We start from the raw sequence: 13,814 nt of genomic DNA, 5'->3' as shown, positions 1-13,814 counted from the left end.
TCGACCACCATCAGCGGATCCGCGGACGCGTCTCCGCTCAGCCGCCGCCCTCGGAGGCGTAGAGCGCGGCACCCACGACGCCCGCCTTGTTGCGCAGCTGCGCCGGGATGATCTCGGTGTCGAGGTCGAGCAGCGGCAGGAACTCGTCGGACTCCTTGGAGACCCCGCCGCCCACCACGAACAGCTCCGGGGAGAAGAGCCGCTCCAGCGTCCGGTAGTACGCCGTGAGCCGCTTGGCCCAGTGCTTCCACGACAGCTCCTCGCGCTCGCGGGCGCTGTTGGCCGCCCGGGACTCGGCGTCGTGGCCGTCGATCTCGAGGTGGCCGAGCTCGGAGTTGGGCACCAGCACGCCGTCGTGGACGAGCGCCGAGCCGATGCCGGTGCCGAGCGTCGTGACGATGACCAGCCCCGACCGGCCCCGCGCCGCGCCGTACCGCACCTCGGCCAGGCCCGCGGCGTCCGCGTCGTTGACGACGTGCACGTCGCGCCCGGTCGCCTCGGTGAAGAGCCGGTCGGCGTCGGTGCCGACCCAGGCCTTGTCGATGTTGGCCGCCGAGTGCACCACCCCGTGGCGGACGACGCCGGGCACGGTCACGCCGACGGCGCCGCGGCAGTCGGGGAACTTCGCCAGCAGCTCGACGAAGGCTTCGGCGATCACCTGCGGCTTCGACGGATGCGGGGTCCGGAGCCGCTCGCGCTCCCCGGCGAAGTCGCCGATCTCGAGGTCGACCGGCGCGCCCTTGATGCCGGTGCCGCCGAAGTCGATCCCGAAGGGCTGCTCGTTCGTGCCTGAGGAAGCCATGGCCCGACCCTATGACTCCGGGACGACTCCTAGACTCCGGTCATGGCCGGCCAGGAGACCCGCATGCTGCTCCTGGGGGCGGTCGCGCTCTTCGAGCCGGTCAACGGCTACCAGATCCGGCGCGAGCTGCTGTCGTGGCATGTCGACCGCTGGGCGCACACCAACCCGGGCTCGATCTACCACGGGCTGACCACGCTGACCGGCCAGGGGCACCTGCGCCGGCACGACCTCGTCGACGGCGGCCGGGAGGTGGCGGTCTACGAGCTGACCGACTCCGGCCGGACCGAGCTCGACCGGCTGCTGGTCGACGCGCTCGAGACCGTGAACCCCTATGAGCGCACGGCGTTCAACGTCGCGTTCTCGATGCTGCCGCTGCTCGACAAGCCCGCCGTGCTGCGGTCGTTGACCACCCGGCGGGTCGAGCTCGAGCGCACCGTGGCGGAGTTCGTCGAGGCCAAGACCGGTGCCGCGCCGCCCCACGCCACCCGGACCATGCTGCTCTGGCTGGACCTCGCCGTGGCGGAGCTGGCCTGGCTGCGCGAGACCATCCAGGACCTCCGAGACGGCACCCTGCCGGTGTCTCCGGAGGACGGCTCGTGGTCGCCGCCCGCCGACGACCCGGGCTGGCAGATGAACGCCGACCGGGAGAAGTACCGCGCACTCCTGGACCGTTGAGGCTCAACCCTTCGCCTGGGGGGCGGACCGCTTCCGGGCCGGACGACGCGGCCGCAGCCGCACCCGCGGCTGCCCGCCCTCGGGGTGGTCGAGGTCGAGGTAGTCCTGGGCACCGGCGAGGGCACTGAGCCGGGGGAAGCCGTAGTGCCGGGGATCGAACGAGGCGTGAGCCTTGCCGAGGTAGGTGCCGACGGCGCCGAGGGGCGCCCAGCCATCGTCCTGCGCGGTGCTGCGCACGGCCGCCTCGAGAATGGTGCGCAGGTCCGGCAGGGAGTCGTCGTCGACGTCCCGGCCGACCGCGTCGCCCGTCGTCTCCTCCTCGTCGCGGAGCACCTCGAGGAAGATGAACTTGTCGCAGGCGGACTGCAGGGAAGCTGGCGTCTTGCGCTGGCCGAGCCCGTAGACGGTCTTGCCCGACTCCCGGAGTCGGGTGGCCAGCCGGGTGAAGTCGCTGTCGCTCGACACGAGGGCGAACGCGTCGAGGTTGCCCGCGTAGAGCAGGTCCATCGCGTCGATGATCAGCGCGGAGTCGGTGGAGTTCTTGCCGACCGTGTTGGCGAACTGCTGCACCGGCTGGATCGCGTGCCGCGCCAGCTCGCCCTTCCACCCGCTCAGCTGCTGGGTCGTCCAGTCGCCGTACGCGCGCTTCACCGTCGGCACGGCGTACCGGGCGAGCTCTCCGAGGAGAGCGGCGGCATGGGACGACGAGACGTTGTCGGCGTCGATGAGCACGGCCAGGCGGACGGTGGCGGGCTCGGTCACCGACCACTCCTACCACTCGGCGCCCGGATAATCCGGATGCCGCGCCTCGCGCGAGGTGCCACCCTCGTGACGTGCCCACCCAGCTTCCCCTGGCCCAGCATCTCGAGGGCCTGCGCGCCGCGATGGTCGCGTTCGTGCGGTACGCCGACCGCGCCGGACTCGCGGCTCCCGTGCCGACCTGCCCCGGGTGGACGGTGCGCGACCTGGTCGCGCACCAGGCCATGGTGCACCGCTGGGCGGCCGGCCTGCTGCGCGGCGAGCGGCCGCTCGACCGGGACGCCGACGCGCTCGAGGCCGAGGGCCGCGCGGCCGAGGACCCGCTGGAGTGGCTGCGCGACGGGGCGATCGAGCTGGTGGAGGCGATCGCCGGGGCGCCGGACGACGTCCGGGCGCCGGTGTACCTCCACGATGCGCCCCGGCCACGGGAGTTCTGGGCCCGGCGCCAGTGTCACGAGACGACCATGCACGCCGTCGACGCCCTGTCCGCGGTGTTCGGGCGGCGGCCGGACCCGGCCGAGACCTGGATCGGCACCGAGCTGGCCACCGACGGGATCGACGAGATGCTCGGCGGGTTCGTGACCCGGCCGGTCTCGCGGCTGCGCTGCGACGAGGACGCCGTGCTGGTGGTCGCCCCGGACGACGCGCCGGACTGGTGGCTGGTGCGGATCGGCCCGCGTCCGGCCGTGACCGAGCGCGGCACCGGGCCGGTCCCGCAGCTGCCGCCCGCCGACTGGGAGCTGACCGGCACCGCGGTCGAGCTCTACCTCGCCCTGTGGAACCGCTCGGTGCGCCCCGACCTCGGTCCCGGATGGAGCGAGCGCGCCGCCGTGACGTGGAGCTGACGGCCGGGGCCGACCGGACCGATGAGTCCGGCCGCGGCGGCGGGTCGGTCCGGGGTGCGGCTTGACGGCCGGGTATTCAATGTTGAACACTTCTATTCAAGTTTGAACATAGGAGACCAGATGATCACCGCACGAGGACTCGTGCAGACCTTCCACACCGGACGGGGCAAGGCGGCCAAGGAGGTCCGTGCCGTCGACGGCGTCGACCTCGACGTCGCCGAGGGCGAGGTCGTGGGCTTCCTCGGCCCGAACGGCGCCGGCAAGACCACGACCCTGCGGATGCTGACCACGCTGCTGCGCCCGACCGCCGGCACCGCCACGGTCGCCGGCTACGACGTCGTCAAGGAGCCGGTGCAGGTGCGCCGGAGCATCGGCTACGTCTCGCAGGTCGGCTCGACCTTCTCCGGTGCGTACGCCGGCGACGAGGTCGTCGACCACGGGATGCTCTACGGCATGGCGCGCGGCGACGCCGTACGCCGTGGCCAGGAGCTGTTCGAGCGGCTCCAGCTCGACGGGCTGTGGAAGCGGATGCCCAAGAACATGTCCGGCGGGCAGAAGCGCCGCCTCGACGTGGTGATGGGGCTGATCCACGACCCGACGCTGGTCTTCCTCGACGAGCCGACCACCGGGCTCGACCCGCAGGCGCGGGCCAACCTGTGGGAGCACATCGAGAGCCTGCGCACCTCGCACGGCGCCACGGTCTTCCTCACGACGCACTACCTCGACGAGGCCGACGCGCTCGCCGACCGGATCGTGATCATCGACCAGGGCCGGATCGTCGCGAGCGACACCGCCGACAACCTCAAGGCCCAGGTCGCCGGCGACCTGGTCGACCTCGAGGTGGCCTCCGACGACCAGGTCGCGGTGGCCGCCCAGCGGCTCGGCGCGATCGGGCAGGCGGTCGAGACCGACGGGCGCCGCGTCCGCGGCCGGGTCGAGCGGGCCGGCCGCGTCGTACCGAGCCTGCTGCGCGACCTCGGGTCCGCCGGCGTCGTCCTCGACTCGATCGAGGTGCTCCGGCCGACGCTCGACGACGTGTTCCTGACCCTCACCGGCCGGTCCCTGCGCGACGCCGAGGCCGGCGAGGCCTCGTCGTCCGAGGGCGAGCCGGAGCAGAAGGAGGAGGTGGCCTGATGGCGTTCGTGGGTGAGAGCAACATCGTCTTCCGGCGTCAGATCCGGATGAACCTGCGCAACCCGGCCTGGGTGCTGATCGGGATCATGCAGCCGGTGCTCTACCTGGTGCTGTTCGGCCCGCTGCTCAAGCCGCTGGTCGGCTCCTTCGACACCGGCACCGACAACGCCTACACCTTCCTGGTGCCGGGACTGCTGGTGCAGCTGGGCATGTTCGGGGCGTTCTTCGCCGGCTTCGGTCTGATCGGGGAGTGGCGCGAGGGTGTCATCGAGGCCGAGCGGGTCACGCCCGCCAGCCGGACGGCGCTGCTGGTCGGCCGGCTGATGCGCGACGTCATCCAGCTGTTCGTGCAGGCGCTGATCCTGGTCGGCCTCGGCTACCTGATGGGCATGCGCGGATCGGTGGGCGGCGTGCTGCTCGGCATCTTCATCACCCTCGTGGTCGGCGGCGCGTGCGCCGCCGCGTCGAACGCTCTGGCGCTGACCACCAAGAGCGAGGACGTGATGGCGCCGGTGATCAACATCGTGATGATGCCGGTGCTGCTGCTCAGCGGCATCCTGCTGCCGATGACGATCGGGCCGGAGTGGCTGCAGAAGATCAGCGACTTCATGCCGTTCCGCTACATCGTCGACGCGGTGCGTGGCTCCTTCGCCGGTGACTTCGGCACCTCGACGGTCTTCTGGGGTGCGGCCTGGGCGGCGGTGCTGGCCGCGCTCGGCACCTGGTGGGGCACCGCGACGTTCCGCAAGGAGAACGCCTGACCGCGCGGCCCGCCTCGGCGCCTACCGTGGGCGAGTGACCACACCCGCGCTGGAGCTCCACGACGTCACCTTCGTCCGCGACGGGCGCCCGCTGCTCGCCGACATCGACCTCGAGGTCGGGTCCGGCGAGCAGTGGGCGCTGATCGGGCCCAACGGCGCCGGCAAGAGCACGCTTCTCAACCTCTGCGGCGCGGTGACCTTCCCCAGCCGGGGATGGGTCCGGGTGCTCGGCCACCGGCTCGGCGAGATCGACCTGCGCGAGCTGCGCCGGTCGATCGGGTTCGTGAACCCCCGGCACCCGCTGCGCTCCGACCTCACCGTCGAGGACGTCGTGCTCACCGGCATCACCGGCACGATCGAGCGGGTGCCGCGCTGGGAGCCGACGACCGACGAGCTCGACCGCGCGCACCTGATGATGAAGACGCTCGGCGTCGACGTCCCGACCTCCCCGCACTGGCACACGATGTCGCAGGGCGAGCGCGGCCGGACCCTGATCGCCCGGGCGCTGATGACCGACCCGCCGCTGCTGCTCCTCGACGAGCCGAGCACGGGCCTCGACGTCGCGGCGCGCGAGCAGATGATCCGCACCCTCGACGAGCTGCCGACCCGGATCGCGGGGCTGACGACGGTGATGGTCACCCACCACTTCGAGGAGCTGCCGCCCGCGACCACCCACGCCGCGCTGCTGCGCGACGGCCGGCTGGTCGCGGCCGGCCCCGTCGACGGCGTCCTCACCACCGAGCTGGTGTCGGCGGCCTTCGACCACCCGATCCGGGTGCGTCGCGACGACGACGGCCGGTGGCACGCCCGCGCCTGAGCCTGACGAGGGCTAGTCGGAGGCGCCGCCGGTCTTTGCCGGGATACCCGGTGCACCGGGTATCCCGGCACTTCTCGGGTGTTGCAACACCCCAGAAGTGCCAGGATCGCCCGAGAAGTCGTCCTCCCCTCCGGGACCTGGCGGGCTGCGCGGCTAGTCGGACTCCGGCGCGGTGATTTCGATCCGCAGCGTGCCGACCGCGCCGGTGTTGGTGGTGTAGGTGACGGTGACGATGCCGCCCTCGGTCGGATCTGGCGTGTAGCGCCAGGTGCCGTCCGGGTCGATGCCCCAGTCGCCGGGGCCGGAGAAGGCGTCGTCGACCACGCTCAGGGCCGAGTCGACATCGATGTCGTTCGAGAGCACGTTGCCCGTGATCATCGGGCCGCCCGCGACAGCGGCCGCGAAGTCGTCCACCACGACGGTCGGGTCGTCGACCGGCGTGACCGTGATCCGCAGCGTGCCGAGGGCGCCGGTGGTGGTGGCGTAGCCGACCACGGCGAGCCCGTTCCAGTCGGCGGCGGGCGCGTAGGTCCAGTCGCCGTTGGGACGGATCGTGAACGAGCCGGGCGCCCGGGAGGCGTTGTGCTCGAGGATCGCCAGCTTGCTGTCGATGTCGGAGTCGTTGGCGAGGACGTTGCCGGTGACGACGCCGTCCTCGAGCACGGTGGCGACGTCGTCGACCGTCGTGGTCGGGTTGTCGACGGGTTTGATCTCGATCCGCACGACCGCGACGTTGCGGCGGCCCTGCCTGTCGACGGCCCGGTAGAGGAAGGTGTCGCGGCCCGACCAGTTCGGGGCCGGCCGGTAGCGGAGAGCGCCGCGCCGGCCCAGCTTCAGCGTGCCGTGGCGCGGGGCCTTGACCACGACGAGCCGGCGTACGTCGCGGCGGATGCGGTCGTTGGCGAGCACGCCCTGCGGCGCCTTGACCCGGAGCACGGTGTCCTCGGTGCCGGTGTAGCGGTCATTGGTCACGGCACGCTTCGCGGCGGCCGCCGGGGACGGCAGCGCTAGCGGGACCAGGACGCACGCGAGCGCGACGGCGATCGCGCCGAGCCGGTGCCGTCCGGGGAGCGTCATGCCCGGCACGGTACTAGCCGGTGCGGCGCAGCCGGGCGAGCTCGACCGCCTCGCGGAACGCCTTCGCGACGTACGGCGGCACCGCCAGCCCGCGTCGGTGCGCCCACAGCAGCTCGCGCTCGACCCGGGAGATCTGGCCGGCGAAGTCGTCGGAGTCCTCGTCGATGCGGAGCGTGCGCATCAGTTCGCCGAAGTCGGCCTTCTGCTCGTCGTCGTTGGCGCCGACGGGCGCGAAGGAGAGGCTGCGCATCCGGCGCACCAGCCACTTCTGCCACCGGGCCAGCTGCCCCCACAGTCCGCGCGCCGAGAGCTGGTAGAAGGCGTAGTGGCCGGGCTCCTGACGCTTGATCGGCGCGATCACGGTTGTCGCGACGGCGTCCTCGCCCATCTCGGCGACGCCCTCGTGGAGCAGGTTGTAGGCGAGCACGGCGGAGCGCTCGGTGGCCATGCCGGTCAGGTAGTAGAGCATCCGGCAGACGTCCTGGAAGGCGTCGAGGTGCGCGAACGCGCCGAGGATCCGCATCTTCACGCCGACCGACGTCAGGTCGACCTCGGCGGGCGGCCGGCCGAGCTCGACCTGGAGCTGGTCCAGGATCAGGCCGTGGCGGGTCTCCTGCGGCTGCCACACCTCGGCGTAGAAGCGCCGGTCGATCTCCGGCGGGTCGGGCAGCAGCGCGGCCAGCTCGAGGACGTTGCGGTCGACCTCGAGCTCGACCCGGGCCATGTAGTCGAGCACGTCGCCGAAGCGGTCGTTGAAGGCCTCCGGCCGGCGCACCGAGTAGTCGACCGACGCCAGGTCGATCGGCGGATGCTCGTGGCCGAGCCGGTCGACGTGCTCGGCCAGTCTCGCCTCGGTCATCGACGCACGTGCCATTGGTAAATCCTAGGGGGAGGTTAGGGGAGCCTTCATCGGGGATGTCCCCGATACCGTCATCCGTGTGACCGACGTCGCCGGATCCGGGCCGGGAGGAGTTCGTCTCGGCACGCCGACGGGTCGGGCCGTCGTCGCCGCCGCGGTGCTCGGCTCCGGGATGACCATGCTCGACGGGACCGTCGTCAACGTCGCCCTGCGCACCATCGGCGAGGACCTCGACGCCTCGCTCGCCCAGCTCCAGTGGATCTCGAACGGCTACCTGCTGTCCCTCGCGAGCTTCATCCTGCTCGGCGGGTCGCTGGGGGACCGCTACGGGCGCCGCCGGATGTTCGTCGTCGGCACGGTCTGGTTCGCCCTGGCCTCACTGCTGTGCGGCCTCGCGCCGACCGCGGAGGTGCTGATCGCGGCCCGGGTGCTCCAGGGCGGCGGTGCCGCGCTGCTCACCCCCGGCAGCCTGGCGATGATCCAGGGCGCGTTCGTCCGCGCCGACCGGGCCGCGGCGATCGGCGCCTGGTCGGGCCTCGGCAGCATCGCCGCGGCGATCGGCCCGTTCGTCGGCGGCGGGCTCGTCGAGTACGTCAGCTGGCGCTGGATCTTCCTGATCAACCTGCCGATCGCGGCGGTGACCGTGGTGATCGCGCAGCGGGCGGTCCCCGAGACGCTCGACCCCCAGGCGCCGCGCCGCTTCGACCTGGTCGGCGCGACCATGGCGGCGCTCTTCCTGGGCGGCATCACCTACGCGCTGATCGAGTGGGGCGGCTCCGGGGCGCCCTGGGCGGTGGTGATCGCGGTGCTCGCCGGCGCGACGTACGTCGTCGACGAGCGGCGCAGCGACCACCCGATGTTGCCGCTGGGCATCTTCGCCAACCGGATCTTCAGCGCCGCCAACGCGATGACGCTCGTCGTCTACGCCGCCCTCGGTGCGGTGCTGTTCTTCCTGGTGCTGCAGCTGCAGACGGTCAGCGGCTACACCGCGCTCGAGGCCGGTGTGGCCACGCTGCCGATCACCGTCTGCATGCTGTTCCTGGCCAAGCGCGGCGGGCGGCTCGGCACCCGGATCGGGCCGCGGATCCCGATGACGTTCGGGCCGCTGACGATGGCCGTGGGCACGCTGCTGCTGCTCGGCGTCGGCGGCGACGTCAGCTACTGGCGCGACGTGCTGCCCGGGCTGACCGTGTTCGGCCTCGGCCTGGCGCTGATGGTCGCGCCGCTCACGGCGACCGTGCTGGCCGCGGCGGCCGACGAGCACGCCGGCATCGCCAGTGGCGTGAACAATGCCGTGGCCCGCGCCGGCTCGCTGCTGGCGGTCGCCGCGCTGCCGGTCGCGGTGGGGCTCGGCGGGGAGGAGTACGCCGACCCGGTCGCCCTCGACGCGGCGTACTCCTCGGCGATGCTGATCTGCGCCGTGCTGCTGGCCCTGGGCGGCCTGATCTCGTGGGTGACGATCCGGGACCCGGAGCGCTAGACTCGCCGACGTTGGTGCGCATCCCGAAATGAGTTCCGCCATGCGCAACAGAATGACGAACCGGCAGACCCTCTCGAGGCTGCTCGAACTGGCGCGCTACGAGGTGCTGCCCACCGCCAGCACCGAGCAGAAGGTGCTCGACCACGTGCCCCGCGACGTGACCGTGACCGTGACCGCGTCGCCCGGCAAGGGCCTGGAGGCGACGCTCGACCTGGCCGAGCGGCTGGCCGGGCACGGGTACGCCGTGGTGCCCCACCTGGCGGCCCGGATGATCAGCGGCCGCACCGAGCTCGCCGAGATCAGCGAGCGGCTGGTCGGCAAGCAGATCAGCCGGATCTTCGTGCCCGGCGGCGACGCCGACCCGGCCGGCGACTACCCCGACGCCCTCGCGCTGCTCGAGGACCTCGCGGCCCTCGGCCGCCCGTTCGCCCACGTGGGGATCACCGGCTACCCGGAGTCGCACCCCACCATCGACGACGACCTGACCGTGCAGTCGATGTGGGACAAGCGGCGCTATGCCACCCACGTCGTCAGCAACCTGACCTTCGACCCCGGGGTGATCCGTGACTGGGTGCACCGGATGCGCCGCCGCGGCATCACCATGCCGCTGCTGCTCGGCGTGCCCGGGCCCGTGGAGCGCACCAAGCTGCTCGCGATGGCCACCAAGATCGGCGTCGGCGAGTCGACCCGCTTCCTGGCCAAGCACAAGGGCACCTTCGCCCGCCTCGCCGCCCCCGGCGGATTCACCGGAGAGTCGTTCCTCGAGAAGTGCGCGCCCACCCTCGCCGAGCCGACCGCCCTGGTCGAGGGCCTGCACGTCTTCACGTTCAACCAGATCGCCGAGACCGAGGCCTGGCGGCAGGACCTGCTGGGGCGACTGCGGGGCTGAGGTCGCCCGGGACGTCATACGGACAGTGCGTCCCCTTCCTCGCAACGTATGACGTCCGCGGCGGAGCCGGAGCTAGCCGACCAGGTCGCGGAGGGCTCGCTCCAGTCGCGCGTCGCCGGTCTCGACGACGGTGAGGGGCAGGCCCATCCGGTCGGCGGCGTCGGCGGCCAGGCGGTGCAGCTCGTCGTCCGGCTGCTGGGCCAGCCAGACGGCGCGGGTGTAGTGGCCGAAGTACACCTCGCGCAGCTCGGGCCAGCGATCGAGGCCGAGCTCCCGCTCGACGGTGCGCGCGAACGAGCGCACCAGGAAGTCGGTCAGCAGGTAGGTGCCCGGCTGCTCCTCGAAGAACCGCTCGACGTGCGAGGCGCCGGCGTAGACGTCGTAGCAGTGCAGGCCGGGCAGCCGCTGTAGGCCGAGCTCCGCGCACACCGCGTCGAGCGCGCCGTAGGTGCCGCAGTCGGCGTACCCCACGACGACCGACGAGTACGCCGCCCGCAGCGAGATCGCCAGCCGGCGCACCTCGTCGGCGATCAGCTGGGGCTGGTTGTGCAGCAGCGGCGGCAGCGGATGGACGTCGACCGGCCACGAGCGGCGGTCGGCGATCTCCTTGCAGGGCTGGGCGATCGCGCCGCAGGCGATGAGAGCGACCCTAGAAGGAGAGCTGGTCGACGAAGCGGTCGTTGAAGTCGGCGCGGTCGGAGAGCTCGACATAGGTCACCTCCTCCAGCAGCGCCCGGGCGCCGGCCCGCTCGCGCACGGAGAGCAGCGCCATCTTCGCGCCCTCGCCGGCGACGTTGCCGGCGGCGACGATCCGCAGCACGGGCAGCTTCGGCACCAGCCCGATCCGGACGGCCGACGCGGCCGAGAGGTAGGACCCGAACGACCCGGCGAGCAGCACCTGCTGGACGTCGCGGTGCTCCAGGCCGAGCTCCTCGAGCAGCAGCGTCCAGCCGGTCGAGATCGCGGCCTTCGCGAACTGCAGCTCGCGCACGTCGCGCTGCGAGAGCACCACGCAGTCCTCCGGCTCCGCGTCCGGCGCCGGCCGGTGCAGCACGAAGACGCGCTCCTGCCCGACGTACGCGAGCCGGTCCGCGAGCGACGGGGCGATCTCCTTCGCGACGTCGTCCGCGACGTAGCGTCCCGACGCGTCGAGCAGGCCGACCCGCACCAGCTCGGCCACCGCGTCGACGAGACCCGAGCCGCAGAGGCCGCGCGGCTCGACGTCGCCGATCACGCCGAGCTCGACCGGGTCGTCGGCTCCGCCGAGCTTCACGACCTCGATCGCGCCGTCGGCGGCGCGCATCCCGCAGCGGATCGCGCCGCCCTCGAAGGCCGGGCCCGCCGGCGCCGCGGTCGACACGATCCGGTCGCCGTCGCTGACCACGATCTCGCAGTTGGTGCCGACGTCGATGAAGAGTCGGGTGCGCTTGTCGCGGTCCATGCCGGTGGCGAGCATGCCCGCGACGATGTCGCCGCCGACGTACGCGCCCAGCGCGGGGAACAGCGTGACCCGGGCCTGCGGGTGCAGCCGCAGCCCGAGCTCGGAGGCCAGCAGGTCGGGAGGCTGCGGGGTCGACATGACGAACGGCGCGACGCCCAGCGGCTCCGGGTCGATCCCGAGCGCGAGCGCCGTCATCGTGGCGTTGCCGGCGAGCGCCACCTCGTAGACCTGGGCCGGGTCGACGCCACCCTCGGTGCAGACCTGATCGGCCAGCGTCGCCAGCGTCTGCGCCGCCGCGTCGCGCAGCCGGTCGAGCGCGGCCGGGTCGAGCATCGTGGCGCTGATCCGGGTGATCACGTCGCCGCCGAAGGGCTGCTGCCGGTTGAGCATCGACGCCACCGCGACGGGCGTGCCGGTGGTGACGTCGAGCAGCGTCGCGACGACCGTGGTGGTGCCGAGGTCGACGGCGATGGCGTACGCCGCGCGGGTGGTGTCGCCGGGCTCGACGTCCACCAGCGCCTCGTCGACGACGACCGCGGTCACCTTGAAGTCCGCCTGCCGCAGCACGGTCGGCAGCCGACGCAGCACGTGCAGGTCGGGCACCGGCTCCAGGTCGTCGATCGCGTCGAGCAGCCGGGTCAGGTCGGTGCGCTGGTCCTCCAGGGTCGGCTCGGCCAGCTCGACGTACCGCTTCTGGACCGCCGGCCGCAGGATCACCTGGCGGCCGACGCCCACGGTCGCCGCCTTGGGTCGGGTGGTGAGTGGCGGCACCTCGATGGCCAGGTCGCTGGTGGCGTTGACCAGGCAGGCCAGCCGCCAGCCGGCGTCGAGCTGCTCGCGCGAGAACGTCTTGACGTCGTGCCGGGTGATCGGGCTGGGCCCGTCGATGCGGACCTTGCACTTGTGGCAGGTGCCGTGCCCGCCGCAGGTGGAGTCGATCGCGATGCCGTTCCACGACGCCGCGTCGAAGACCGTCACACCGGGCGGCACGCGCACGGTGCGTTGGGCCTCCTCGACCGTGAAGCTCAGGTCGACGCGTCCGGTGCCGTCGTGGCCCTGCTCATCCATGGCAGGTCATGTCGTCGCGGCCGCCTTCGCGCGGTGGGCGGCGATCCAGGCCATGCCCCACTCGTCGTGGCCGAGGAAGACGTCGGCGGCCTTGACCGCGTCGACGATCTGCGGCGTGCGGGCGTCCATGATCGCGCTGGTCAGCCCGGCGGTCATCGCCATCGGCAGCCAGGCGGCGCCGAGCGTGTGCCGGTCGGGCATGCCGAACGACGTGTTCGAGGCGCCGCAGGTCATGTTCACGCCGTGCTCGTCGCGGATCCGGCGCATCGTCTCGAAGGTGACCAGCGACGTCGTGGTGTCGGCGCCGATCGGCATCGCCAGCGGGTCGATGACGATGTCGGCCTTGGCGATGCCGTACTCCTCGGTCGCGACCCGGATGATCTTCGCGGTGAGGTCGAGCCGCTTGTCGGCCGCCATCGGGATCTCGTCCTCGTCGTTGGGGAGCGCGATGATCGCCGCGTCGTGCTTCTTCACCAGCGGCAGCACCGCCGCGAGCCGCTCGTCCTCGGCGGTGACCGAGTTGACCAGCGCCCGACCCTCGTACGCCGAGAGCCCCGCCTCCAGCGCCTCGACGACGGAGGAGTCGATGCAGACCGGCAGGTCCGTGAGCGACTGCACCATCCGGATCGCCTGCGCCAGCAGCTCGGGCTCGTCGGTGAGCGGCACGCCCATGTTCACGTCGAGCACGTCGGCGCCGCCCTCGACCTGCGCCTTGACGTCCCGCTCGATCGCCGAGAGGTCCCCGGCGCGGAGCTGCTCCTGGAAGATCCGGCGCCCCGTCGGGTTGATCCGCTCGCCGATCAGGCAGAAGCGCTGGTCGTGCCCGATCACGACCTCCTTCGAGGCGGACCGCAGGACGGTGTGGAGCGTGCTCATGCGGGGTCCCCGCGGAAGTGTGGGCTGGAGGAGCGTAGCGGGGGAAGCCCGCAGTTTCGTGGGGTGCTCATGCGGGGACCTTCGCGCGCCGCTCGTCGAGCAGCGCCTTGGCCTTCTTCACCGTGGCCGAGGCGTCGGCGGCGTACCCGTCGGCGCCGACCGCGTCGGCGTACTCCTGGGTGACCGGGGCGCCGCCGACCATGACGACGACGGAGTCGCGCAGGCCGGCCTTCTCGAGCGCGTTGATGTTGGCCTTGAACATCGGCATCGTCGTGGTGAGGAACGCCGAGAAGCCGACGATGTCGGGCTGGTGCTCCTCGATCGCGGCGAA

The 13,814-nt window shown here is 72.2% G+C and carries 15 protein-coding genes; 7 read left to right on the top strand and 8 right to left on the bottom strand.

Translation table 11 applies throughout. The features are described from left to right. Positions 1 to 37: 37 nt before the first annotated feature. Positions 38 to 802: a polyphosphate--glucose phosphotransferase gene (ppgK, locus tag FHU40_RS26575; protein WP_183595531.1), complete on the bottom strand. Its 765-nt coding sequence runs from the start codon at positions 800 to 802 to the stop codon at positions 38 to 40. 42 nt (positions 803 to 844) lie between these two features. Here ppgK and FHU40_RS26570 point away from each other — a divergent pair, with 42 nt between their 5' ends. After that, a complete protein-coding gene (locus tag FHU40_RS26570; RefSeq protein ID WP_246391602.1) occupies positions 845 to 1,477 on the top strand; it encodes a PadR family transcriptional regulator in 633 nt (210 codons plus the stop codon). 3 nt (positions 1,478 to 1,480) lie between these two features. Here the strand turns inward: FHU40_RS26570 and FHU40_RS26565 are convergent, their stop codons facing one another. After that, positions 1,481 to 2,239 carry an NYN domain-containing protein gene (locus FHU40_RS26565; RefSeq protein ID WP_183595530.1) on the bottom strand — a complete coding sequence of 253 codons (759 nt, stop codon included), beginning with the start codon at positions 2,237 to 2,239 and terminating at the stop codon, positions 1,481 to 1,483. 71 nt (positions 2,240 to 2,310) lie between these two features. On the opposite strand from FHU40_RS26565, the gene FHU40_RS26560 reads away from it, so the two are divergent. The 4 genes from FHU40_RS26560 to FHU40_RS26545 all read left to right on the top strand — a co-directional run bounded on the left by FHU40_RS26560 (position 2,311) and on the right by FHU40_RS26545 (position 5,793). Further along, complete coding sequence (locus FHU40_RS26560; protein WP_252274934.1) at positions 2,311 to 3,081, top strand: maleylpyruvate isomerase family mycothiol-dependent enzyme; 771 nt, start codon at positions 2,311 to 2,313, stop codon at positions 3,079 to 3,081. Between the two features lie 120 nt (positions 3,082 to 3,201). Next, entirely contained in the window at positions 3,202 to 4,215 is a 1,014-nt protein-coding gene (locus FHU40_RS26555; RefSeq protein WP_183595529.1) for an ATP-binding cassette domain-containing protein, read from the top strand. Then, positions 4,215 to 4,976 (top strand): ABC transporter permease, encoded by a 762-nt coding sequence (locus FHU40_RS26550; protein WP_183595528.1) that lies wholly within the window; start codon positions 4,215 to 4,217, stop codon positions 4,974 to 4,976. Before FHU40_RS26555 ends, FHU40_RS26550 begins: the two co-directional genes overlap by 1 nt. Before the next feature lie 34 nt (positions 4,977 to 5,010). Continuing rightward, positions 5,011 to 5,793, top strand: coding sequence for an ATP-binding cassette domain-containing protein (locus FHU40_RS26545; protein WP_183595527.1), 783 nt, complete (start codon positions 5,011 to 5,013; stop codon positions 5,791 to 5,793). A 153-nt stretch (positions 5,794 to 5,946) separates the two neighbouring features. On the opposite strand, the gene FHU40_RS26540 is transcribed toward FHU40_RS26545, so the two are convergent. After that, positions 5,947 to 6,870: an Ig-like domain-containing protein gene (locus tag FHU40_RS26540; RefSeq protein ID WP_183595526.1), complete on the bottom strand. Its 924-nt coding sequence runs from the start codon at positions 6,868 to 6,870 to the stop codon at positions 5,947 to 5,949. Positions 6,871 to 6,883: 13 nt separating this feature from the next. Continuing rightward, the gene (locus FHU40_RS26535; RefSeq protein WP_246391601.1) at positions 6,884 to 7,744 is read right to left on the bottom strand and encodes a GTP-binding protein LepA; all 861 of its coding nucleotides are present in this window, start codon (positions 7,742 to 7,744) and stop codon (positions 6,884 to 6,886) included. 64 nt (positions 7,745 to 7,808) lie between these two features. Between FHU40_RS26535 and FHU40_RS26530 the strand changes: the two genes are divergently transcribed. Both FHU40_RS26530 and FHU40_RS26525 read left to right on the top strand, forming a co-directional pair. Continuing rightward, complete coding sequence (locus FHU40_RS26530) at positions 7,809 to 9,209, top strand: DHA2 family efflux MFS transporter permease subunit (protein WP_183595525.1); 1,401 nt, start codon at positions 7,809 to 7,811, stop codon at positions 9,207 to 9,209. 40 nt (positions 9,210 to 9,249) lie between these two features. Next, positions 9,250 to 10,098 (top strand): methylenetetrahydrofolate reductase, encoded by an 849-nt coding sequence (locus tag FHU40_RS26525; RefSeq protein ID WP_215526002.1) that lies wholly within the window; start codon positions 9,250 to 9,252, stop codon positions 10,096 to 10,098. Between the two features lie 72 nt (positions 10,099 to 10,170). On the opposite strand, the gene FHU40_RS26520 is transcribed toward FHU40_RS26525, so the two are convergent. From FHU40_RS26520 to FHU40_RS26505, 4 genes are all read right to left on the bottom strand, one after another. After that, positions 10,171 to 10,809: a DUF1638 domain-containing protein gene (locus FHU40_RS26520; RefSeq protein WP_183595523.1), complete on the bottom strand. Its 639-nt coding sequence runs from the start codon at positions 10,807 to 10,809 to the stop codon at positions 10,171 to 10,173. Then, positions 10,748 to 12,607, bottom strand: a complete 1,860-nt coding sequence (locus FHU40_RS26515; protein ID WP_183595522.1) for an ASKHA domain-containing protein — start codon at positions 12,605 to 12,607, stop codon at positions 10,748 to 10,750. The genes FHU40_RS26520 and FHU40_RS26515 overlap by 62 nt, the downstream gene beginning before the upstream one ends. Before the next feature lie 6 nt (positions 12,608 to 12,613). Beyond that, a complete protein-coding gene (locus FHU40_RS26510; RefSeq protein WP_183595489.1) occupies positions 12,614 to 13,483 on the bottom strand; it encodes a dihydropteroate synthase in 870 nt (289 codons plus the stop codon). 67 nt (positions 13,484 to 13,550) lie between these two features. Beyond that, positions 13,551 to 13,814 (bottom strand): cobalamin B12-binding domain-containing protein (locus FHU40_RS26505; protein WP_183595521.1); only part of this gene is annotated, 264 nt, incomplete at its 5' end.

Origin of the sequence: Nocardioides soli, from assembly GCF_014191495.1 — a bacterium.
GTDB lineage: Bacteria > Actinomycetota > Actinomycetes > Propionibacteriales > Nocardioidaceae > Nocardioides > Nocardioides soli.
Note: the sequence above shows the minus strand (reverse complement) of the source record. Positions and strands in the feature narration are given on the sequence as shown.

Bases quoted from the DNA above. Each gene is read 5' to 3' on its own strand.
- ppgK (WP_183595531.1), bottom strand. From the start codon at position 802: ATGGCTTCCTCAGGCACGAACGAGCAGCCCTTCGGGATCGACTTCGGC.
- FHU40_RS26570 (WP_246391602.1), top strand. From the start codon at position 845: ATGGCCGGCCAGGAGACCCGCATGCTGCTCCTGGGGGCGGTCGCGCTC.
- FHU40_RS26555 (WP_183595529.1), top strand. From the start codon at position 3,202: ATGATCACCGCACGAGGACTCGTGCAGACCTTCCACACCGGACGGGGC.
- FHU40_RS26550 (WP_183595528.1), top strand. From the start codon at position 4,215: ATGGCGTTCGTGGGTGAGAGCAACATCGTCTTCCGGCGTCAGATCCGG.
- FHU40_RS26540 (WP_183595526.1), bottom strand. From the start codon at position 6,870: ATGACGCTCCCCGGACGGCACCGGCTCGGCGCGATCGCCGTCGCGCTC.
- FHU40_RS26535 (WP_246391601.1), bottom strand. From the start codon at position 7,744: ATGGCACGTGCGTCGATGACCGAGGCGAGACTGGCCGAGCACGTCGAC.
- FHU40_RS26525 (WP_215526002.1), top strand. From the start codon at position 9,250: ATGCGCAACAGAATGACGAACCGGCAGACCCTCTCGAGGCTGCTCGAA.
- FHU40_RS26520 (WP_183595523.1), bottom strand. From the start codon at position 10,809: ATGTCGAGCTCTCCGACCGCGCCGACTTCAACGACCGCTTCGTCGACC.
- FHU40_RS26515 (WP_183595522.1), bottom strand. From the start codon at position 12,607: ATGGATGAGCAGGGCCACGACGGCACCGGACGCGTCGACCTGAGCTTC.
- FHU40_RS26510 (WP_183595489.1), bottom strand. From the start codon at position 13,483: ATGAGCACGCTCCACACCGTCCTGCGGTCCGCCTCGAAGGAGGTCGTG.